The sequence below is a fragment of the Marinobacter bohaiensis genome, assembly GCF_003258515.1.
Classification (GTDB): domain Bacteria; phylum Pseudomonadota; class Gammaproteobacteria; order Pseudomonadales; family Oleiphilaceae; genus Marinobacter_A; species Marinobacter_A bohaiensis.
In genome coordinates, this window is sequence record NZ_QGEH01000003.1 from 203,890 (window position 1) to 223,461 (window position 19,572).

At 63.4% G+C, this 19,572-nt stretch carries 19 protein-coding genes; 14 read left to right on the forward strand and 5 right to left on the reverse strand.

The features are described 5' to 3' along the window. Position 1 precedes the first annotated feature (1 nt). From rplS to ung, 9 genes are all read left to right on the forward strand, one after another. Positions 2-358: a 50S ribosomal protein L19 gene (gene rplS / locus DKK67_RS15775; protein ID WP_111497462.1), complete on the forward strand. Its 357-nt coding sequence runs from the start codon at positions 2-4 to the stop codon at positions 356-358. A 129-nt stretch (positions 359-487) separates the two neighbouring features. Continuing rightward, the gene (gene xerD, locus DKK67_RS15780; RefSeq protein ID WP_111497463.1) at positions 488-1,399 is read left to right on the forward strand and encodes a site-specific tyrosine recombinase XerD; all 912 of its coding nucleotides are present in this window, start codon (positions 488-490) and stop codon (positions 1,397-1,399) included. Between the two features lie 92 nt (positions 1,400-1,491). Beyond that, entirely contained in the window at positions 1,492-2,247 is a 756-nt protein-coding gene (locus DKK67_RS15785; protein WP_204355853.1) for a DsbC family protein, read from the forward strand. 129 nt (positions 2,248-2,376) lie between these two features. Then, positions 2,377-3,678, forward strand: a complete 1,302-nt coding sequence (locus DKK67_RS15790) for a homoserine dehydrogenase (protein WP_111497636.1) — start codon at positions 2,377-2,379, stop codon at positions 3,676-3,678. 70 nt (positions 3,679-3,748) lie between these two features. Continuing rightward, on the forward strand, positions 3,749-5,149 hold the full coding sequence (gene thrC / locus DKK67_RS15795; RefSeq protein ID WP_111497464.1) for a threonine synthase: 1,401 nt from the start codon (positions 3,749-3,751) through the stop codon (positions 5,147-5,149). A 59-nt stretch (positions 5,150-5,208) separates the two neighbouring features. Then, positions 5,209-6,960, forward strand: coding sequence for a single-stranded-DNA-specific exonuclease RecJ (recJ, locus tag DKK67_RS15800; RefSeq protein ID WP_111497465.1), 1,752 nt, complete (start codon positions 5,209-5,211; stop codon positions 6,958-6,960). Positions 6,961-7,025: 65 nt separating this feature from the next. Beyond that, positions 7,026-8,121 (forward strand): peptide chain release factor 2 gene (gene prfB / locus DKK67_RS15805; protein ID WP_111497466.1). Its coding sequence is split into 2 segments (ribosomal slippage): positions 7,026-7,097 and positions 7,099-8,121, totalling 1,095 coding nucleotides; the frame shifts between segments, so codons are not numbered across the junction. Positions 8,122-8,185: 64 nt separating this feature from the next. Continuing rightward, positions 8,186-9,697 carry a lysine--tRNA ligase gene (lysS, locus tag DKK67_RS15810; protein ID WP_111497467.1) on the forward strand — a complete coding sequence of 504 codons (1,512 nt, stop codon included), beginning with the start codon at positions 8,186-8,188 and terminating at the stop codon, positions 9,695-9,697. 12 nt (positions 9,698-9,709) lie between these two features. Then, complete coding sequence (gene ung, locus DKK67_RS15815) at positions 9,710-10,450, forward strand: uracil-DNA glycosylase (RefSeq protein WP_111497637.1); 741 nt, start codon at positions 9,710-9,712, stop codon at positions 10,448-10,450. 46 nt (positions 10,451-10,496) lie between these two features. Here the strand turns inward: ung and DKK67_RS15820 are convergent, their stop codons facing one another. The 5 genes from DKK67_RS15820 to nadB all read right to left on the reverse strand — a co-directional run bounded on the left by DKK67_RS15820 (position 10,497) and on the right by nadB (position 14,805). Beyond that, the gene (locus DKK67_RS15820) at positions 10,497-11,330 is read right to left on the reverse strand and encodes an HDOD domain-containing protein (protein WP_111497468.1); all 834 of its coding nucleotides are present in this window, start codon (positions 11,328-11,330) and stop codon (positions 10,497-10,499) included. Between the two features lie 153 nt (positions 11,331-11,483). Further along, on the reverse strand, positions 11,484-12,458 hold the full coding sequence (ygfZ, locus tag DKK67_RS15825) for a CAF17-like 4Fe-4S cluster assembly/insertion protein YgfZ (protein ID WP_111497469.1): 975 nt from the start codon (positions 12,456-12,458) through the stop codon (positions 11,484-11,486). 12 nt (positions 12,459-12,470) lie between these two features. Further along, the gene (locus DKK67_RS15830) at positions 12,471-12,935 is read right to left on the reverse strand and encodes a hypothetical protein (RefSeq protein WP_111497470.1); all 465 of its coding nucleotides are present in this window, start codon (positions 12,933-12,935) and stop codon (positions 12,471-12,473) included. After that, positions 12,919-13,170: an FAD assembly factor SdhE gene (locus DKK67_RS15835; protein WP_111497471.1), complete on the reverse strand. Its 252-nt coding sequence runs from the start codon at positions 13,168-13,170 to the stop codon at positions 12,919-12,921. Before DKK67_RS15835 ends, DKK67_RS15830 begins: the two co-directional genes overlap by 17 nt. Before the next feature lie 30 nt (positions 13,171-13,200). After that, a complete protein-coding gene (gene nadB, locus DKK67_RS15840) occupies positions 13,201-14,805 on the reverse strand; it encodes an L-aspartate oxidase (protein ID WP_204355854.1) in 1,605 nt (534 codons plus the stop codon). A gap of 141 nt (positions 14,806-14,946) precedes the next feature. Here nadB and rpoE point away from each other — a divergent pair, with 141 nt between their 5' ends. From rpoE to DKK67_RS15865, 5 genes are all read left to right on the forward strand, one after another. After that, positions 14,947-15,684, forward strand: coding sequence for an RNA polymerase sigma factor RpoE (gene rpoE, locus DKK67_RS15845; protein ID WP_228276823.1), 738 nt, complete (start codon positions 14,947-14,949; stop codon positions 15,682-15,684). A 46-nt stretch (positions 15,685-15,730) separates the two neighbouring features. Then, the gene (locus DKK67_RS15850) at positions 15,731-16,318 is read left to right on the forward strand and encodes a sigma-E factor negative regulatory protein (RefSeq protein WP_111497474.1); all 588 of its coding nucleotides are present in this window, start codon (positions 15,731-15,733) and stop codon (positions 16,316-16,318) included. A 12-nt stretch (positions 16,319-16,330) separates the two neighbouring features. Beyond that, positions 16,331-17,425 carry a MucB/RseB C-terminal domain-containing protein gene (locus DKK67_RS15855; protein WP_111497475.1) on the forward strand — a complete coding sequence of 365 codons (1,095 nt, stop codon included), beginning with the start codon at positions 16,331-16,333 and terminating at the stop codon, positions 17,423-17,425. Positions 17,426-17,440: 15 nt separating this feature from the next. Beyond that, positions 17,441-17,932: a SoxR reducing system RseC family protein gene (locus tag DKK67_RS15860; RefSeq protein WP_111497476.1), complete on the forward strand. Its 492-nt coding sequence runs from the start codon at positions 17,441-17,443 to the stop codon at positions 17,930-17,932. Between the two features lie 105 nt (positions 17,933-18,037). After that, complete coding sequence (locus DKK67_RS15865; RefSeq protein ID WP_111497477.1) at positions 18,038-19,447, forward strand: DegQ family serine endoprotease; 1,410 nt, start codon at positions 18,038-18,040, stop codon at positions 19,445-19,447. Positions 19,448-19,572: the final 125 nt, after the last annotated feature.

Here is a 19,572-nt window from a genome sequence, read left to right on the forward strand (position 1 = left end):
GATGAGCGGCAAGAACAACATCATCAGTCAGATCGAAGCGGAGCAGATGACCCGGGAAGTACCGGAGTTTGGTCCGGGCGATACCGTTGTGGTCCAGGTGCGTGTTACCGAGGGTAACCGTGAGCGTCTGCAGGCGTTTGAAGGCGTGGTTATCGGCAAGCGCAACCGCGGTCTGAATTCGTCTTTCACCGTGCGCAAAGTGTCTTACGGTGTGGGCGTTGAGCGTACCTTCCAGACCTTCAGCCGGCTGATCGACAGCGTTTCCGTGAAGCGTCGCGGTGACGTGCGTCAGGCCAAGCTGTACTACCTGCGTGACCTGTCCGGTAAGGCAGCACGTATCAAGGAAAAGCTGAACTAAGCAAAGGCCGTCAGGCATTGCTGGAACAGCGTTTTCTGAAAGGGCAGCCCTCGGGCTGCCCTTTTGCGTTTGGGGCAGGCGGGGTGCCGCGGGTGCAAGCGTCGGTTGGCGAGCGGGAGTTGAGTCGCGATGGCTGAATGTCGGGTAGAGGATCAGGGGCTGTTGCAGCGCTTCGACGATGCGCTCTGGCTGGAGTTTGGCCTGAGCGAACGCACGCGGGCGTCCTACCGCGGCGACCTGGTGCGGCTGTCCTGCTGGCTGGAAAAGCAGCCCGGCAAACCTCTGCTGCGGGATGCGTCGCGGGTAAATCTGCTGGCCTGGATCTCCGAGGGTATGGCCGCCGGCACCAAGGCGTCCACCGCCGCTCGGCGGCTGTCGGGGTTGCGCCGCTTTTTCCGGTTCCTGCTGCGCGAGGGGATGATCAGCGAAGACCCGACTCTGCGGATCGATAGCCCCAACCAGCCCCGTCGCCTGCCCGACACGCTCTCCGAGCAGGACGTGGATGCCCTGCTGGAAGAACCCGATCCTGCCGTGGCGATCGAATTGCGCGACCGGGCGATGCTGGAGATTCTATACGGATGCGGCCTGCGGGTGTCGGAGCTGGTCAACCTGACCGTCGATCAGGTTAACCTGCGCCAGGGGGTTGTCCGGATCATCGGTAAGGGCAATAAGGAGCGCCTGGTCCCCATGGGGGAGGAGGCGCTGGACTGGCTCACCCGTTACATGGGCGAGGCCCGGGGCGAAGTGCTCAGGCAGCGTGTCGCCGATGCCCTGTTTCCTGGCAGCCGGGCCCAGCCCATGACGCGCCAGACATTTTGGCACCGCATCAAGCTCTACGCGCGCCGGGCCGGTATCAACAAGAAGCTGTCACCCCACACCCTGCGGCACGCGTTCGCCACCCATCTGCTGAATCACGGCGCGGATCTGCGAGTGGTGCAGATGCTGCTCGGTCATGCCGATCTGTCCACCACCCAGATCTACACCCATGTGGCGCGTCAGCGTCTGCAGGAGCTGCACGGCGCCCACCATCCGCGTGGTTGATCCAGACGGATGGGGTTGCAGTGCTGGTGCGCTGAACTCGGGCCGGGTATCGTTGTCCCACTGACTCACCCTGAGATACGAGAAGAGGTTGCATGACTCACGTTCGCCAAGGCCTGTTTAGGGGCCTGCTGTTTTCGCTCTTGACCATGGTTTCGGTTGGCCTGATGGCGGCCGAGTCGGTTTCCGGAGAGGTGGAAAAGGCCATATCCGAGCGCCTGGAAGGTGCGATTCCCGGTCTCAAGGTGCAGGGCGTCACACCGTCTGACATCGATGGTTTCTACGAGGTCGCAACGAATAATCCCGACATGATCTATGCCACGGCCGACGGCGGTTATTTCTTTGTCGGCGACCTGTACCAGGTCAGTGACGCCGGGGTGAGCAACGTTACCGAATCCTCCCGCGCGGAGCAGCGTGCCGAGCTGCTGGCCCAGGTGGATCCCGACGACATGATCCGCTTCGAGCCCGATGGCAAGATCAAGTCGAAGATCTATGTGTTCACCGACATCGATTGTCCCTACTGCCGCAAGCTCCACAAGGATGTGCCACGCCTCAACGAGCTGGGCATCGAGGTGAATTACCTGGGATACCCCCGCAGCGGTCCCAACACGCCGTCCTTCCGCAAGTACGTGTCGGTGTGGTGTTCCGACGATCCCCAGGCGGCGATGGACGCGGCCAAGGCCGGGCAGTCCGTGCCTGAAGCCAGCTGCGAGAATCCGGTTCAGGATCAGTTCCGGCTGGGAGGGGAAGTCGGCGTGACGGGCACACCGGCGATCGTCCTGGAAGATGGGCAGATGGTGCGGGGCTACGTTCCGGCCGACAAGCTTGCTCGGGGGCTGGGTGTTCTCTAGAACTGCTTTTGATTAATCGATAACCGCCGGAACATTTTTTTCGGGCGCCAATCGTTATAAACTGCCGCGCTGGAGACTGGCTTTGCAGGCCGGCTCCAGCGTCATTCATTGGTATTCAGGGGTATGAGCTTGAAAGAGGTCAGAGTCGGAATCTGCGGATTGGGAACTGTCGGTGGTGGTACGTTCAACGTACTGACGCGGAATGCGGAATTGATTGCAGGCCGGGCAGGCTGTCCGATCCGAATTAGCCGGGTGGCGTCACGCCGCCAGCGCGATGATTTTGACCTGGGCGAGATTCCCTTCAGCACCGACGTGTTCGAACTGGTCAAGGCGGACGACGTGGATGTGGTGGTCGAGTTGATCGGTGGCTACGACGCGGCCCGCGAACTGGTGCTGGCCGCCATCGAGAATGGCAAGCACGTGGTCACCGCCAACAAGGCGCTGATCGCCGTCCATGGTAATGAAATTTTCGAGGCGGCGGCCAGGCGCGGCGTGATCGTCGCCTATGAGGCCGGCGTCGCTGGCGGCATCCCGGTGATCAAGTCCATCCGTGAGGGCATGGCCGCCAACCGCATCGACTGGATCGCCGGCATCATCAACGGCACCGGCAACTACATTCTCACCGAGATGCGCGCCGGTCGCGAGTTCGGTGAAGTGCTCAAAGAGGCTCAGGACAAAGGCTACGCCGAGGCGGATCCGACTTTCGACGTGGAAGGCATTGACGCTGCCCACAAGCTGACCATCCTGGCGTCCTCCGGCTTCGGGGTGCCGCTCCAGTTTGAGCGGGCCTACACCGAGGGCATCTCCAACATCACGCCCTACGACATCGCCCACGCCGAACTGCTGGGCTACCGCATCAAACACCTGGGTATCGCCCGGCGCCGTGAGAATGGCATCGAGCTGCGGGTCCATCCCACGCTGGTGCCGCGTAGCCACCTGATCGCCCAGGTGGATGGCGTTCTCAACGCGGTGCTGGTGGACGGCGATGCCGTGGGTCAGACCATGTACTACGGCCCCGGTGCCGGTGACGAAGCCACGGCGTCGGCGGTCATCGCCGATATCGTCGACGTCGCCCGCAGCGTCTCCCACGAGAGCCAGCAGCGTGTGCCTTACCTGGGCTTCGAGCCGGACGCGCTGGAAGACCTGGACGTGCTGCCCATGGAAGACGTCCAGTCCGCCTACTACCTGCGCATCAACGCCCTGGATCGCCCGGGCGTGCTGGCCAAGGTGGCGTCGATCCTCAGCGAGCACGGCATCAATATCGAGTCGATCATGCAGAAGGAATCCGAGCTGGAAGACGGCCGCATTCCGGTGATCATCCTGACCCATACGGTCCAGGAGCGGCAGATCAACCGTGCGATCGAGGACCTGGAAGCGCTGTCCGACGTCCAGGAGAAGGTTGTACGCATCCGCGCGGAAAACTTTAACTGAGGCAGCCCTTCGCTGCCCGTGGTTTGAATCCGGGCGACTCCGGTGGGGTCGCCCCAGACGGGATTGGATCGTGAGATATATCAGCACACGGGGCGACGCACCGGCCCTGGGATTCGAGGACGTTCTGCTGACCGGCCTGGCAACGGACGGCGGACTGTACGTACCGGAGTCACTGCCCAAATTCAGCCTGGAAGAGATCCGCAGCTGGCGCGGGCTTTCCTACAGCGAGCTGGCCTTCAAGGTCATGTACCCGTTTGTCGAGGACGCCATCGGCGCCGACGATTTCCGCGCCATGCTCGATGAAACCTACGCCGGCTTTGCTCACAAGGCCACCGCACCACTGGTCCAGCTCGACAGCAACGAGTGGGTCATGGAGTTGTTCCGCGGCCCCACGCTGGCGTTCAAGGACTTCGCCCTGCAACTGCTGGGGCGTCTGCTGGACTACGTGCTGGAGAAGCGCAAGCAGCACGTGGTGATCATGGGCGCCACCTCCGGCGATACCGGCTCGGCCGCCATCGAAGGCTGCCGCCGCTGCGAACACGTGGATATCTTCATCCTGCATCCCCACCAGCGGGTGTCGGAAGTGCAGCGCCGCCAGATGACCACCGTCACCGGCGACAACATCCACAACATCGCGGTGAAGGGCAACTTCGACGATTGCCAGCGGATGGTCAAGGCCAGCTTCGGCGACCAGGTCTTCCTCAACGGCAAGACCCAGCTGGTGGCGGTCAACTCCATCAACTGGGCGCGGATCATGGCCCAGATCGTCTACTACTTCCATGCGTCACTGGCGCTGGGCGGGCCCGATCGCAGCATGGCGTTCTCGGTGCCCACCGGTAATTTCGGCGACATCTTCGCCGGTTACCTGGCGCGGGAAATGGGGCTGCCGATCAGTCAGCTGGTGATTGCCACCAACCGCAACGACATCCTGCACCGGTTCATGAGCGGCAACCGTTACGAGCAGCAAACCCTGGAGCACACCCTGTCGCCGAGCATGGACATCATGGTGTCCTCCAACTTCGAGCGCCTGCTGTTTGACCTGCACGGCCGCGATGGTGCTGCCACCCGCGACCTGCTGGAGCGGGCGCAACAGGGGCCGGTCAGCATTGAGGACTACCGCTGGAAAGGGGCGCGCAAGTTGTTCGATAGCGCCGCCGTGGATGACGCCGCCACCTGCGACACCATCCGCTCGGTGTTCGAGGACAACGAATACCTGCTGGATCCGCACACCGCGATCGGCGTCAAGGCCGCGCGCGAGTGTCGTCGCGATGCGTCCGTGCCGATGATCACCTTGGGAACCGCGCACCCCGCCAAGTTCCCGGACGCGGTCGAGCAGTCGGGCGTTGGCGTGAAGCCGGAGCTGCCCCAGCATCTCGCCGACCTGTTCGAGCGGGAAGAGCGCTACAGTGTGCTCGAAGACGACCTCAAGGCCGTCCAGGACTTTATCGGGTCGCACTGGAAACACGCCTGATCACCACGCGGCCCCTTCCGGGGCCGCGCTGCTTCTGAACGCCAGAAAAACCAAACGCCATGACGCCGAAGAAAATCATCCGACGCCCCGTGCCCGATGCGTCCGCCGACTGGGGACTCCAACTGCCGCCGCTGCTCAAGCGCCTGTATCAGGCTCGGGGTGTGCGCTCCGACGCCGAGCTCAACTACACCCTGAAAGCGCTGGCATCCCCGTTCGACTTGCGCGGTATCGATCGCGCCGTGGAGTTGATCGCCGAGGCGATCGCCGGGCAGCAGCGCATCCTGGTGCTGGGGGACTTTGACGCCGACGGCGCCACCAGCACCACCGTAGCCATCCTGGGGCTGCAGATGATGGGCGCGCAGGCCGTGGACTTCCGGGTGCCGAGCCGTTTTTCGGATGGTTACGGCCTGACACCGGGCATCATCGACCGACTGGAGCAGGAAGGCGCCTTGCCTGACCTGCTGATCACCGTGGACAACGGCATTGCCGCGGTCGATGGCGTCGCGGCGGCCCTTAAAAAGGGCATGCGCGTGGTGGTCACCGACCACCACCTGCCGGGTGACGAACTGCCGCCGGCCGACGCTATTGTCAATCCCAATCAGGTGGGCTGTCCGTTCCTGAGCAAGAACGCCGCCGGGGTTGGTGTGATGTTCTACGTGCTCACGGCCCTGCGCCGCTACATGAGCGAGAAAGGCATGCTGGACGGACGCGGCCCCAACCTGGGTTGTCTGCTGGATCTGGTGGCGCTGGGCACGGTGGCCGACGTGGTGCCCCTGGACCAGAACAACCGTATCTTCGTCGAGCAGGGGCTGCGCCGGATCCGTCAGGGCGAGGCCCGGCCCGGCATCCTGGCATTGCTCGAAGTGGCCGGGCGCGAGCATGCCCAGATCAGCGCCACCGACCTGGGTTTTGTCGTGGGGCCACGCCTCAACGCCGCCGGCCGGCTGGACGATATGAGCCTGGGCATCGCCTGTCTGCTGGCGGACAGTCCCGATGAAGCACGGCGGCTGGCGACCGAGCTTGACCAGATGAACCGTGACCGGCGCAGCATCGAAACCGGCATGAAGGAGCAGGCCCAGGAACTGCTGGCCTCCCTGTCGCTGGACATCGCCGGGCTGCCGTGGGGGCTGGCGCTGTACGATCCGGACTGGCACCAGGGCGTGATCGGCATCCTGGCGGCGCGCATCCGCGAACAGACCCATCGCCCGGTAATCGCCTTCGCCCCGGACGAGGGCGGCGAGCTGCTCAAGGGCTCGGCCCGATCCATCCCCGGCCTGCACATCCGCGACGTGTTGGCGGCGGTGGACGCCCGCAACCCCGGCCTGCTGAAAAAGTTCGGCGGTCACGCCATGGCGGCCGGCATGACCATCGACGCCGCCGCGCTGGAGGCGTTCAGCGCGGCGTTCGACGCGGCGGTCAGGGAAGCCATCACCGAGGAGGCGCTGGAGGCCTCCATCACCACCGATGGCCCGCTGGCGCCGCACGAATTGACGCTGGATACGGCGTACACGCTGAAGCGCTCGGGTCCCTGGGGGCAGCATTTCCCGGAGCCAGCCTTCGACGGCGAGTTTGAGGTGATCAACCAGCGCATCGTGGGCGAACGCCATCTCAAACTGGTGCTGCGCCCGCGCCATGGGGGTGACGTGCTTGATGGCATTGCCTTCAATACCGGCGCCGAGGTCCCGGATTTCACCCGCACCGGCGCGCGGATCGTCTACAAGCCGGACGCCAACACCTTCCGCGGGCGGACCCAGCTGCAGCTGCTGGTGGACTACATCGAGCCGGCTGATTTCGGGGCGGATCTCCGGTAAAATGCGTCGCCTGCCGGGCGATCCGGCCGTGTTTCCAAGTTTTTTCACCGTTAGATGGATACCACATGGAAATCAATCCCATTCTGAATTCAATCAAGGATCTCCGGGAGCGTACTGAAGCGCTTAGGGGGTATCTTTGACTACGATCAGCGTAGTGAACGTCTGGTCGAAGTAGAGCGCGAACTGGAAGACCCGAGCGTCTGGGAAGACCCGGAGCGGGCCCAGGGCCTGGGTAAGGAACGCGCCAACCTGGAGCTGATCGTCAAGACGATCGACAAGCTCACCAACGGCCTGTCCGACGCCGAGGACCTGATCCAGATGGCGGCCGAGGAAGAGGACGAGCAGGCCGGGGCTGACGTCCAGTCGGACCTGGATGAGCTGGACAAGGATCTGGAAAAGCTCGAGTTCCGTCGCATGTTCTCCGGCGAAATGGACGAGAACAACGCCTACCTGGACATCCAGGCCGGCTCCGGCGGCACCGAGGCCCAGGACTGGGCCAACATGCTGCTGCGCATGTTCCTGCGCTGGGCCGAGCGTCGTGGCTTCAAGGCCCAGATCGTCGAGCTGCAGGAAGGGGAAGTGGCCGGTATCAAGAGTGCCACCATCCACATCGAGGGCGAGTACGCCTACGGCTGGCTGCGCACGGAAACCGGCGTGCACCGCCTGGTGCGCAAGTCGCCGTTCGATTCCGGCAATCGCCGGCACACGTCCTTCTCGTCGGTGTTCGTATCGCCGGAAGTGGACGACAGCTTCGAGATCGAGATCAACCCGGCGGATCTGCGGGTGGACGTCTACCGCGCGTCCGGCGCCGGTGGTCAGCACGTCAACCGGACCGAATCCGCGGTTCGACTGACGCACCTGCCGACCAACACGGTCGTGGCCTGTCAGGCCGGGCGCAGCCAGCATCAGAACAAGGATCAGGCCATGAAACAGCTCAAGGCCAAACTGTTCGAGCTGGAGATGCAGAAGCGCAACGCCGAGAAGCAGAAGCAGGAAGACGCCAAGTCCGACATCGGCTGGGGCAGCCAGATCCGCTCCTACGTCCTCGACGACAGCCGGGTCAAGGACCTGCGCACCAAGGTGGAAACCAGCAACACCCAGGCCGTGCTGGACGGTGACATCGACAAGTTCATCGAAGCCAGCCTGAAAATGGCCCTCTAAACTGCCAATCAACCGCAGGCCCGGTGGCGTCATCCACCGGGCCTGAACACGCTAGCGAGATATCATGACAGACCAGACTCCCAACGCCGTTACGCAGGACGACAACAAGCTCATCGCCGAGCGTCGTGCCAAGCTGGCCGAACTGCGCGAGCAGGGCAACGCCTTCCCCAACGATTTCCGTCGCGACAGCACCGCTGCCGAACTGCAGAAGGCCTACGGCGACAAATCGAAGGAAGAGCTGGAGGAGCTGGGTCTGGAAGTGGCCATTGCCGGCCGCCTGATGCTGGATCGCAAGGCGTTCAAGGTGGTGCAGGACGTGAGCGGTCGTATCCAGGTCTACGCCTCCAAGGACGTGCAGAAAGATACCAAACACTGGGATCTGGGCGACGTGATCGGTGTGCGCGGCAAACTGTGCAAATCCGGCAAGGGCGATCTGTACGTCATGATGGACGAGTACAAGCTGCTGACCAAGTCGCTGCGACCGCTGCCGGAGAAGCACAAGGGGCTGACCGACACCGAGATGCGGTATCGCCAGCGCTACGTCGACCTGATGGTCAACGAGGATTCGCGCCGGGTTTTTGCCGCGCGTTCCAAGATCATCAACAGTATCCGCAGCTATTTCACCGAGCGTGACTTCATCGAAGTGGAAACGCCGATGCTGCAGGCGATTCCGGGCGGGGCGACGGCGCGTCCGTTCGTCACCCATCACAATGCCCTGGACCTGGAGATGTACCTGCGCATCGCGCCGGAACTGTATCTCAAGCGCCTGGTGGTCGGCGGTTTCGAGCGGGTGTTCGAGATCAACCGCAACTTCCGTAACGAGGGCTTGTCCACCCGGCACAACCCGGAATTCACCATGCTGGAGTTCTACCAGGCGTACGCGGACTACAACGACCTGATGGACCACACCGAGACCATGCTGCGGGAAACCGCGCAGAAGGTGCTGGGGACCACGGTGGTGACCAATACCCGCGCCCTGGCCAACGGCGACACCGAAACGGTCGAATACGACTTTGGCCAGCCGTTCGCGCGCCTGAGCGTGTTCGATTCCATCCTGCACTACAACCCGGACATCAAGGCGGAGGCGCTGGCCGACGCCGATGCGGCGCGTGACATCGCGAAGGATCTGGGCATTCCGCTGAAGAACAACTGGGGCCTGGGCAAGGTACAGATCGAGATCTTCGAGAAGACCGTCGAGCATCGCCTGATGCAGCCGACCTTTATTGTCGAGTACCCGACTGAAGTCTCCCCGTTGGCGCGCCGTAAGGACGCCGATCCGTTCGTCACCGAGCGGTTTGAGTTCTTCGTCGGTGGCCGTGAGATTGCCAACGGCTTCTCGGAGCTGAACGACGCCGAGGATCAGGCGGAGCGTTTCCGCGAGCAGGTGGCCGAGAAAGAGGCTGGCGATGACGAGGCCATGTTCTTCGACGAAGACTACGTCACGGCGCTGGAATACGGTCTGCCGCCGACCGCCGGCGAAGGCATCGGCATCGACCGTCTTGCCATGCTGCTGACGGACTCGCCGTCGATTCGCGACGTGATCCTGTTCCCGGCCATGCGTCCGGAAAAGGGCTGATCGTCGATGTCGATGCATCCGGCCGCCGCAGCGCTGCGCGAACAGCTCAAGCCCGGACGGGGCTGGCTCGAACGTCTCAGTGGCGAGTTCGAGCAGCCCTACATGCAGTCACTCGCCGCCTTCCTGGCGGAAGAGGAGCAGGCCGGGAAAACATTGTTCCCGGCCAGGCAGCATTGCTTCAATGCCCTCAACTCGACGCCATTCGACGACGTGTCCGTGGTTATTCTGGGGCAGGACCCCTACCACGGGCCGGGGCAGGCCCATGGACTGTGTTTCAGTGTGCGGCCGGGCGTGAAGACACCGCCGTCTCTGGTCAATATCTTCAAGGAGATCGATGCGGAGCTGGGTATCCCGGCGCCGGGTCACGGCTGCCTGCAACCCTGGGCGGAGCAGGGCGTGTTGCTGCTCAACGCGGTGCTGACGGTGGTTCAGGGGCAGGCCGGCGCCCACCAGGGCAAAGGCTGGGAGCACTTTACCGACCGGGTGATCGAGCACATCAACGCCGAGCGTGAAAACGTGGTGTTCCTGCTCTGGGGCAGTTACGCACAGAAGAAAGGGCGCATCATCGACCGTAGCCGCCATCGGGTGCTGCAGGGGCCGCACCCGTCTCCGCTGAGTGCTCATCGGGGCTTTTTCGGCTGCGGCCACTTCCAGCAAACCAATGATTGGCTCGTTCAGAAAGGGCGCCCGCCCATCGATTGGCAATTGCCGGATCAGGACACGCTGATCGCCCAATACAAGAAAGGCCGGTGAATCACCGGCCTTTCTTGTATCTGGTGGAGCTCAACCCCGGGCGGGTTTACTGGAGCAGCGCCATCGCGGCTTCCATTTCCGCGTTCAGGTCTTCTTCCTGGCTCATATCGACATTCGGGTCCAGGCCCAGGCGTTCGAAGGCCGCGATCTGGTTCCAGTCCATCTCGTTGAAGCGGTGTTCGGTGCCGGCCACCAGTTGCAGGTTGGCGATCATCACCAGATCGGCGTAATCCGCTTTTGGAACCACGCGCTGGAAGTCGGTGAAACCGCGCGGTACCTGCTGCAGGTCCTCGGAGAAGTCCCATTTCTTCAGGATGCGCTCGCCGATGTCCGCGTGCAGTTCGTCGATGATGTTATCCAGCATGATGCTGCTGATCTGGATCTCGTTGTCTTCCACGTAGCGCAGAATGGGCAGGACCCCGATCAGGTGCACCAGACCCGCCAGCGTGGCCTGGTCGGCTTTCAGCTTGGTGTAGTGTTGCGCCAGTACGTGGCAGATGCCCGCCACTTCGGTGCTGGTCTGCCAGGTCGCACGCAGGCGCTTGTCGACCATGTCGGAGGTGGCCTGGAACATCTGTTCCATGGCCAGACCCATGGCCATGTTGCTGGTGTAGGCCATGCCCAGGCGGCTGACGGCCATGGTCAGGGTCTCGATCTGGCGAGCGCCACGGAACAGCGGGCTGTTGCAGACTCGGATCAGGCGGGCCGACAGGGCGGTATCGTTGCTGATCACCTTGACCAGGTCCTGTATGGAGGAATCCTCGGATTCGGCAATCTCCCTGACCTGGAGGGCCACCTCGGGGAGGGTGGGGAGTACCAGCTTGTCACTCTCGATGGCCGTGACGAGATCCTGTTTGAGGGTTTCTGCGATATTCGCCATGTTTGGGTATTCCGTCAGACGTGTTTGGAACGTTGTCTTCGCGCCGGGGGTTGCGGTCAGGCCGGGTAGCCGGCGCGGCTGTGTCCTTTATAGCAGATATCCGGAGTCCGGGCCGTGACAAAACGTATCCGGAGCTGCGACAGGGCGTTGCGCTCAGGACGCGTCCTGCTCTGGCACCGCATAGGAAAGCGGCAGCCGCGAGACCTGACCGGCGTGGCCCTCGACCTGCCAGGGTTCCTTCGCCAGCGCGGTATGCTTGATCACGGCCAGCACCTCCTGGTGGCCATCGTCGAAACGGACGCTGTTGACCACTTCCCCGACCCGGCTGTCGCCAGCCAGAACGGGAGTTCCCACGCCGATCGCCTCAGTGCCGTCCACCGCCAGGCGGAAAACGCTTTTCTTCAGCTGGCCAAGATAGTGCATCCGGGCCACGACCTCCTGCCCGGTGTAGCAGCCTTTCTTGAAGTGGATGCCGCCAATGTGCTGCAGGTTGAGCATCTGTGGCACGTATTCCTCAAGTGTTTTCGGGCTCAGTTCCGGCACGCCGGCACTGATGTCCGCAGCGGCCCAGTCCGCCGCGCCGGCCAGGTCGACCGCGGGTTGCCGGTCGCCCTGAAGGCGCCAGAATTCGTAGCGTTGTGTGCCTTCGGCGGTGTCTTCCACGCGGATCAGCTTGCCGTCATCCAGCGACAGGGAGTCGCCCGGCGATGCCAGTGACGCCGCGTCCGAACTGAGCGCGAGGGCACTGTCCTGACCCCAGAGGCCAAATACGGTCGCGTCTTCGAGCCGGTCCATCCGGGTGCCGCGAAACAGCATCAGGAATTTGTTCAGCTGCTGGCTGATGTGATCGGCCACGGACTCCGGCAGCCGCAGCAGGACGTCATCGCCGTCTCCGGCCAGCAGCGTCAGGGCGTAGGTCCGGCCCTTGGGAGTGCAGGCGGCGGCTCGTGCCGAGTGGCTGTCGCTGATCTCGTCCAGGCTCTGGCTGAGCTGGCCGTGCAGGAATTTGTGTGGATCCTTACCGCTGACCCGGTACAGCCGGTATTCCGGCAGTCTGGCGCAAGCGTTTTCGGGGCGCTGGGCGGCGGCGATGCCGGTGGATTCGGCCGCGACGGCGGTATCGGTCATATCGGACTCCAGTCAGGCGTCGGGTGACACGGTGTCGGATCGGGTGTCCAGCGCAAAACGCAACCAGACCCGAAGGCGCCGGAATGCGTCGGGATCGGTGTTGCGGCAGCCGGGGACATCGATCAGCACGAGATTGTATTCCCTGACAATGGTGCCGGCAGGGCGCAGTTTCAAGAGGGCCAGATGCCCCGAGATGCGGCTGTTGGGGCTGGGGTGGACGGCTTCGTCATGGCCGTCGGCGTGCACGAGATAGAGCTGGCCGTTGCTGACCCGGAGCTGACGCGGGCCCTTGCCCAGGCCGGCGGCTGTGGCGCCGCGCCAGGCCATGACGCCCGCCGGCAGCAACGCCAGCGCGGGCCAGGGCGCCCCCTGCAGGCTCAACAGCACGAGGCAGAGGGCTGCCGAACTCCAGAACAGGAGCGTCGCGCCTACGAGGGCGCGGGAAGGAAACTGTGTCAGCTCAATCCGGTTGTACACGCTTCAGGATCATGTCGACGATGCGCTTCAGGTCTTCGTCTTCCGGCACTTCGCGCTGCATGAACCACTGGAACATCTGGGTGTCTTCGCATTCGATCAGCTTGTGGTAGCGGGCCTGGTCCTCTTTGGGCAGATCGCGGTAGACCTCCTCCAGGAACGGGATCAGCAGTACGTCCAGCTCCAGCATGCCGCGTCGGCTGTGCCAGTAAAGACGCTTGAATTCAACATCGTCCATAGAAAGAACCTCGGTAATGGACCGACCGCTTCAGGGCGCGATCGGACGGAATGTGGTTGGCGTGAGGACGGTGTCGCCGGCCTCGTGGTTCAGCCCCGGATAGTCCAGGGTGTAGTGCAGTCCCCGACTCTCGCGGCGTTGCAGGGCAGAGCAGATGATCAGGTCGGCCACGGTGACCAGGTTGCGCAGTTCCAGCAGGTCGTTGGACACGCGGTAGTTGCTGTAGAACTCGCCGATTTCCCGGGACAACAGGTCGACCCGGTGCTTGGCGCGCTGCAGTCGCTTGGTGGTGCGAACGATGCCGACGTAGTCCCACATGAAATGACGCAGCTCATCCCAGTTGTGTGAGATCACCACGTCCTCGTCGGAGTCGCGCACCTGGGATTCGTCCCAGGCCGGCGCGTCGGGCGGCTCGGGAATGCTGGCGTCGAGCTGGGCGATGTCCTCGGCCGCAGCACGACCGTAGACCAGACATTCGAGCAGTGAGTTGCTGGCCATCCGGTTGGCCCCGTGCAGACCGGTGAAGGCAGCCTCTCCCACCACATAAAGCTGGTTGACGTCGCTGCGGGCGCGATGGTCGCTCATGATGCCGCCGCAGGTGTAGTGGGCGGCGGGGACCACGGGAATGGGCTCGCGGGTCATGTCGATGCCGAACTCGCGGCAGCGCTCGTAGATTGTGGGGAAGTGATTCTTCACGAAATCGGCCGGCTTGTGGCTGATGTCGAGGTAGAGATGATCGGCACCAAGACGCTTCATCTCATGGTCTATGGCCCGGGCCACCACATCCCGCGGCGCCAGTTCCGCGCGCTGGTCGAAGCGCTCCATGAAGGAGGAGCCGTCCGGCAGCAGCAGGCGTCCGCCCTCGCCGCGCACCGCTTCGCTGATCAGGAACGACTTGGCGTGGGGGTGATACAGGCAGGTGGGGTGGAACTGGTTGAACTCCATGTTGGCTACCCGGCAGCCCGCACGCCAGGCCATGGCGATGCCGTCGCCGGAAGCTCCGTCCGGGTTGCTGGTGTAGCGGTAGGCCTTGCTGGCGCCGCCGGTGGCGATGACCACGAAGCGGGCCCGGACCAGCTCGACATGACTGTCGTCAAGATTGAGCACATAGGCGCCGACGCAGCGATTTCCCGGCAGGGACAGCTTGCGGTGGGTGATCAGGTCCACCGCCACTCGCTGCTCCAGGATGTGTACGTTTTCCTGCTGCCGTGCCTGCTCGCTCAGCGTGTAGGAGACGGCCTGGCCGGTGGCGTCGGCAGCGTGGATAATGCGGCGGTGACTGTGGCCGCCCTCCCGGGTAAGGTGGTAGTTCTGTTCGTCGTCGCGGGTGAAGTTCACGCCCTTTTCGATCAGCCACTCGATGCTTTCCCGGCTGTGTTCGACGGTAAAGCGAACGGCATCCTCGTGGCACAGGCCGGCGCCGGAATTGAGCGTGTCACGGATGTGCGCCTCGACGCTGTCCTCGGAGTCCAGTACCGCGGCAATGCCGCCCTGGGCCCAGAAGGTCGAGCCGCTGGCCAGTTCGCTCTTGCTGATGACGGCGACGTTGAGGTGCTGGGGCAGGTTGAGGGCGACGGTCAGCCCGGCGGCGCCGCTGCCGATGATCAGCACGTCGTATTGGTGGGACTGTGGCATCTCTTTGGTTTCGCGGGCCATAATGAGGGCGCTATTGAACTAAACTTTGCGGCTGCTGTCTATTTGGCCACACAGGGTCACCCCTCACAAGTCAACGGCCTCGGGGTGGCCGGACAAGTCAAGTGCAAATGGGACTGCCGCATGACGATTTCCAGAATGCCCACGACGGCCCTGCAGGCAAGTCAGACAGAGGTTCACGAAACGAAGCGCGAGAAGGCGACGGTGACACCTCTGTCGCAGCGCCCGGATGCAGGAAGCCAGACGGCGAAGAGACCGGTGACAGAAAGCACGCCACAGATTGCCAGCGAGAGCCAGACGGACAAGCAGCTCATCCAGCGGGTCAAACGGGGGGACCGTTCGGCCTTCGACCTGTTGGTGCTGAAATACCAGTCCCGGGTGGCGTCGATCATCAGCCGCTACACCAATGATTCCCAGGACATTCTGGATTTGACCCAGGAAACTTTCGTCAAGGCCTACCGGGCCATCGAGCGTTTCCGGGGAGACAGTGCCTTCTACACCTGGCTTTACCGGATTGCGGTCAACACCGCCAAGAACTTCCTGGAATCCCGTGGCCGCCGGCCGCGCGGCAGTATGGAAGCGGAGGAAGCCGAACGGCTGGACTCGGGGGACTGGTTGCGCGATGTGGCCACCCCGGAGAAACTGATGCAGCGCGAAGAAATGTATGAGGCCATGCAGCGTGCGATTTCAGCGTTGCCGGAAGAGCTGCGCTCCGCACTGCTGCTGCGCGAGTACGAGGGGCTGAGTTATGAAGACATCGCCAGGATCCTGGAGTGTCCGATCGGTACGGTCCGGTCCCGGATCTTCCGGGCCCGGGACGCCGTGGACCGGGAACTGGCGCCGATGATGAGTGCGGACTGAAACGGCCCATTTGTTGGATGTGTGATTTTTTTGAGGTGCAAGCGCGATGGATGATCGTCTGAGAGAGACGTTGTCAGCCATGATGGATGACCAGGCCGACGAGCTGGCGGTGCGCCGGTTGCTCAGTCGGGCCGGTGAGCCGGAGGTTCAGCATCAGTGGCAGCGATGGCAGCAGTTGCGGAACCTGATGCATGACGAGCGTCGCGATCTGGCCTGCGTGGACGTCAGCGCGGCGGTGCGTGAGGCCATTGATGACCACCACGAACCGGTCGAGACGGAGGCGCGTCCTTCCTCGCCGATTGCGGCGCGTCAGTCCATGCGCTGGTCCGCCGTCGCCGCGGTGTCCCTGGCGCTCCTGGTGGGCTATGGCGCCGGGACGCAGTGGGGTACCGCCGATCAGGGGGCGACCCGTTCACTGACGGCCAGCGTGGCGTCCGGGCCGGCCTCAGATACCGCGAGCCCCGTGGCCGACAGTCAGCCGGTACAGGAGATCGCCCTGCAGGGACTGGACGCCGAACAGCGAGAGCAGATGAGTCGTTATCTGTTGGAACATGCCCAGCACAACAGCGTGGGTATGGGGTACGGATCGATGGGCTTTGCCCGGGTTGCGAGTGCGTCCACCGGTGTTCGCTAGGGTCGCTGTCTGATGTTTGATCGTTTGGGATCTCAGTCGCACCACCGTCTGCGGTGGTTCCTGGGGCTGTTCGTGACCTGGTTGGCCGTGTCTGCGCAGGCCGCCGATGCGCCGAAAACGGCCGAGGACTGGCTTGAGCAGCTTGGGCCGGCTCTCAACGCCACCAGTTACAAAGGCGTGTTCGTTTACAGCCGCGGTGACCAGGTCAGCTCGATGCGCATTGCCCACCGTTTTCATGACGGCGAGGTGCAGGAGCGCCTGGTGATCCAGGATGGCGACCAGGGCGAAATCATCCGCCGTGGTGGACGGGTCTTCTGTATCCTGCCGTCCCACGGCCGCATCCAGCTTGATGCGGTGTTGCCGTCGGGGCCGTTTTCCGAAGCGTTCAGCAGCAAGCTGCCGCCGTTCCGGCGCTGGTACGCGGCGCGGTTGCTGGACGATGACCGCGTGGCCGGACACCGGGCGGTGGTCGTTGCCCTCAACCCCAAGGACGTGCATCGCTACCGCTACCGCCTGTGGCTGGAAAAGACGTCCGGGTTGCTGGTCAAGAGTCAGGTGCTGGCCAACGACGACACGGTGCTTGAGCGTTTCCAGTTCACCATGCTGGAGCTGACCGACGACATTCCCGACAGTGAGTTCCAGATTCCCTTCGAGGACCCGCGCCAGGCGCTTTCTCTGGACAAGGCGGAAGCCAGGATAGCCGCGGCGCCGCCACCGCCAGAGCCCTCGCAGCCGGCCAAGTTCGCCTGGAGCCTGGGCTGGCATCCGGAAGGTTTCCAGGAAACGCCGTCGCCGCACTCGCATACGGGCCAGGCAGTGGCCTTCTCCGATGGACTGGCGTCTTTCTCGGTCTTCATTGCGCCTGTGGGCAACAAGGACATGCCGACCGGCATCTCCCGCATCGGCGCCACGACCATTTTCATGCGCAAGATGGTGGTCGGTGATCAGCGCCACCTGGTGACGGTGGTCGGGGAAATTCCGCCCGATACGGCGATGAAGGTGGGACGTTCGGTCTTCGTCCAGAAAAACCGTGAGCCGGCTCGGGTCGGCGCGGAGCCGGGTAGCGATATGGCCGCCCGTCCGCAGGCAACGGCGGGCAGCGAATGACGAACGGGGCTCACCATGATTGAAGAGAATGGCACCGTGGTGGCCGTGAACGGTGATGAGGCCTGGGTGCAGACCATTCGACAAAGCACCTGCGGCACCTGCAACGCCCGCAAGGGCTGCGGGCAGGGCGCTCTTGCGCGATTGTCGGACGGTCGCGCGAACCAGGTGAAGGTGGCGAACACGGCAGGGGCGCGGGTCGGTGATCCGGTCGTCCTGGGCATCGGTGAACGCCAGCTTCTGACCGCTTCGTTGCTGGTCTATGCGCTGCCTCTGCTGGCGCTGCTGGTGGGCGCACTGGCCGGAGCCTCACTGGGGGAAGCCGGCGACGGGCCGGCCATCCTGGGCGGTCTGCTGGGGCTGGCGAGCGGTTTTCTGGTGGTCCGGATCGTCGCCGGAGGAGCCTCCCGAACGGCTCGCCTGAGCCCGGTCATGCTGCGCGTTGATCTGCATCATGTGGATGCGGAGCCCACAACCGTGCGGGATTCCGACGCATTCCGGTTTCCCTGACCGGTCCCCGGGCCGGGTTAAAATTTCCTTAATTTGAAACGCCTGGTACTGCCTACAAAATAGACGTGTCCATCCTGTCAACCCAAGTATATTCTGGAGTGAGGTATGCCCCAAAAGAGCCTGAGAGTCTGGTTTGCGCCCATTCTGGCTTTCCTGATGCTGGCGGCCGCCAGCGCCCACGCCGAACTGCCCGATTTTACCGATCTGGTGAAGGAAAACTCGTCGGCGGTTGTGAATATCAGCACCACCCAGGAACCCCAGCCCCGCGGCAGCTCGGGTTTTGACGATCGCCAGCTCGATCAGATGCCGGAGTTCTTCCGCCGCTTCTTCGAAGGGCCCAACGGGCCGGGTGGCCAGCAGGGCCAGCAGCCGCTCCAGTCCATGGGTTCAGGCTTTATCGTCTCCAAGGACGGCTACATCCTGACCAACAACCACGTGGTCGAAGGCGCTGACGAAATCGTTGTCCGCCTGAGCGATCGGCGCGAACTGAACGCCCGTGTGGTGGGCACCGACCCGCGCTCCGACCTGGCCGTGCTCAAGATCAAGGCGGAGGACCTGCCGGTCGTGAAAATGGGGCATTCGTCGGATCTGGAGCAGGGCGAATGGGTGTTTGCCATCGGCTCGCCGTTCGGCTTCGACTACACGGTGACCGCGGGTATCGTCAGTGCCATCGGCCGTTCCCTGCCGTCGGAGAACTACGTGCCTTTCATCCAGACCGACGTGGCCATCAACCCGGGCAACTCCGGCGGCCCGCTGTTCAACCTCGACGGAGAGGTGGTTGGCATCAACTCCCAGATCTATACCCGCTCAGGCGGCTTCATGGGGGTTTCCTTCTCCATTCCCATCGACGTCGCGATGAACGTGTTCCAGCAGATTCGCGATCAGGGCTTCGTGACCCGCGGCTGGCTGGGCGTGCTGATCCAGGAAGTGAACCGCGACCTGGCGGAGTCGTTTGGTCTGAACCGTCCGCGCGGCGCGCTGGTAGCGGAAGTGCTGCCGGATTCCCCCGCCGAAAAAGCCGGCCTGCAACCGGGTGACATCATTCTCGAATACAACGGAGAATCGGTGAACCTGTCGTCCGATCTGCCGCCGATGGTGGGTCGCACCAAGATCGACGAGACCGCCGATCTGACCGTGCTGCGCAACGGTGACGAAGTGTCGCTGGATGTCACCATCGGCCAGTTGCCCGAGGACCGTCAGGCATCCAGTAGTGATGCGCCCGAACCATCCGTGGGCGGCGGCCCGCTGGGGCTGAGCGTGGCCGATCTGACGTCCGAGCAGCGCCAGCAGCTGGACATCCAGGACGGCGTGCTGGTGCGCAACGTCGGTTCCGGTCCGGCGCTGGACGCCGGCATCCGTCCCAATGACGTGATCCGCAAGCTTAACAATGAAACCATCAGCTCGGCCGATGACTTCCGCCGCATTGCCGCCGACCTGCCCAAGGGCAAGGCCATCCCGGTGCTGGTCATGCGTGACGGACAGTCGACGTTCCTGGTGGTCAAAACTGAGAAGTAATGCCTACCACCGGTCGCCCGGACCGGTGCATGCTGACCTGACCTAAACGACCCCGGAGTGCGGAAGCGCCCCGGGGTTTTGTTATTCCTGATTATGGATTAATCAGCGACAGTATTTGCTATACT

Coding starts and splice junctions, on each gene's coding strand:
- DKK67_RS15855 (WP_111497475.1), top strand. CDS start 16,331: ATGTTTGATCGTTTGGGATCTCAGTCGCACCACCGTCTGCGGTGGTTC.
- rpoE (WP_228276823.1), top strand. CDS start 14,947: ATGACGATTTCCAGAATGCCCACGACGGCCCTGCAGGCAAGTCAGACA.
- ung (WP_111497637.1), top strand. CDS start 9,710: ATGCATCCGGCCGCCGCAGCGCTGCGCGAACAGCTCAAGCCCGGACGG.
- xerD (WP_111497463.1), top strand. CDS start 488: ATGGCTGAATGTCGGGTAGAGGATCAGGGGCTGTTGCAGCGCTTCGAC.
- recJ (WP_111497465.1), top strand. CDS start 5,209: ATGACGCCGAAGAAAATCATCCGACGCCCCGTGCCCGATGCGTCCGCC.
- lysS (WP_111497467.1), top strand. CDS start 8,186: ATGACAGACCAGACTCCCAACGCCGTTACGCAGGACGACAACAAGCTC.
- DKK67_RS15785 (WP_204355853.1), top strand. CDS start 1,492: ATGACTCACGTTCGCCAAGGCCTGTTTAGGGGCCTGCTGTTTTCGCTC.
- nadB (WP_204355854.1), bottom strand. CDS start 14,805: ATGCCACAGTCCCACCAATACGACGTGCTGATCATCGGCAGCGGCGCC.
- ygfZ (WP_111497469.1), bottom strand. CDS start 12,458: ATGACCGATACCGCCGTCGCGGCCGAATCCACCGGCATCGCCGCCGCC.
- DKK67_RS15865 (WP_111497477.1), top strand. CDS start 18,038: ATGCCCCAAAAGAGCCTGAGAGTCTGGTTTGCGCCCATTCTGGCTTTC.
- DKK67_RS15820 (WP_111497468.1), bottom strand. CDS start 11,330: ATGGCGAATATCGCAGAAACCCTCAAACAGGATCTCGTCACGGCCATC.
- DKK67_RS15850 (WP_111497474.1), top strand. CDS start 15,731: ATGGATGATCGTCTGAGAGAGACGTTGTCAGCCATGATGGATGACCAG.
- rplS (WP_111497462.1), top strand. CDS start 2: ATGAGCGGCAAGAACAACATCATCAGTCAGATCGAAGCGGAGCAGATG.
- DKK67_RS15860 (WP_111497476.1), top strand. CDS start 17,441: ATGATTGAAGAGAATGGCACCGTGGTGGCCGTGAACGGTGATGAGGCC.
- DKK67_RS15835 (WP_111497471.1), bottom strand. CDS start 13,170: ATGGACGATGTTGAATTCAAGCGTCTTTACTGGCACAGCCGACGCGGC.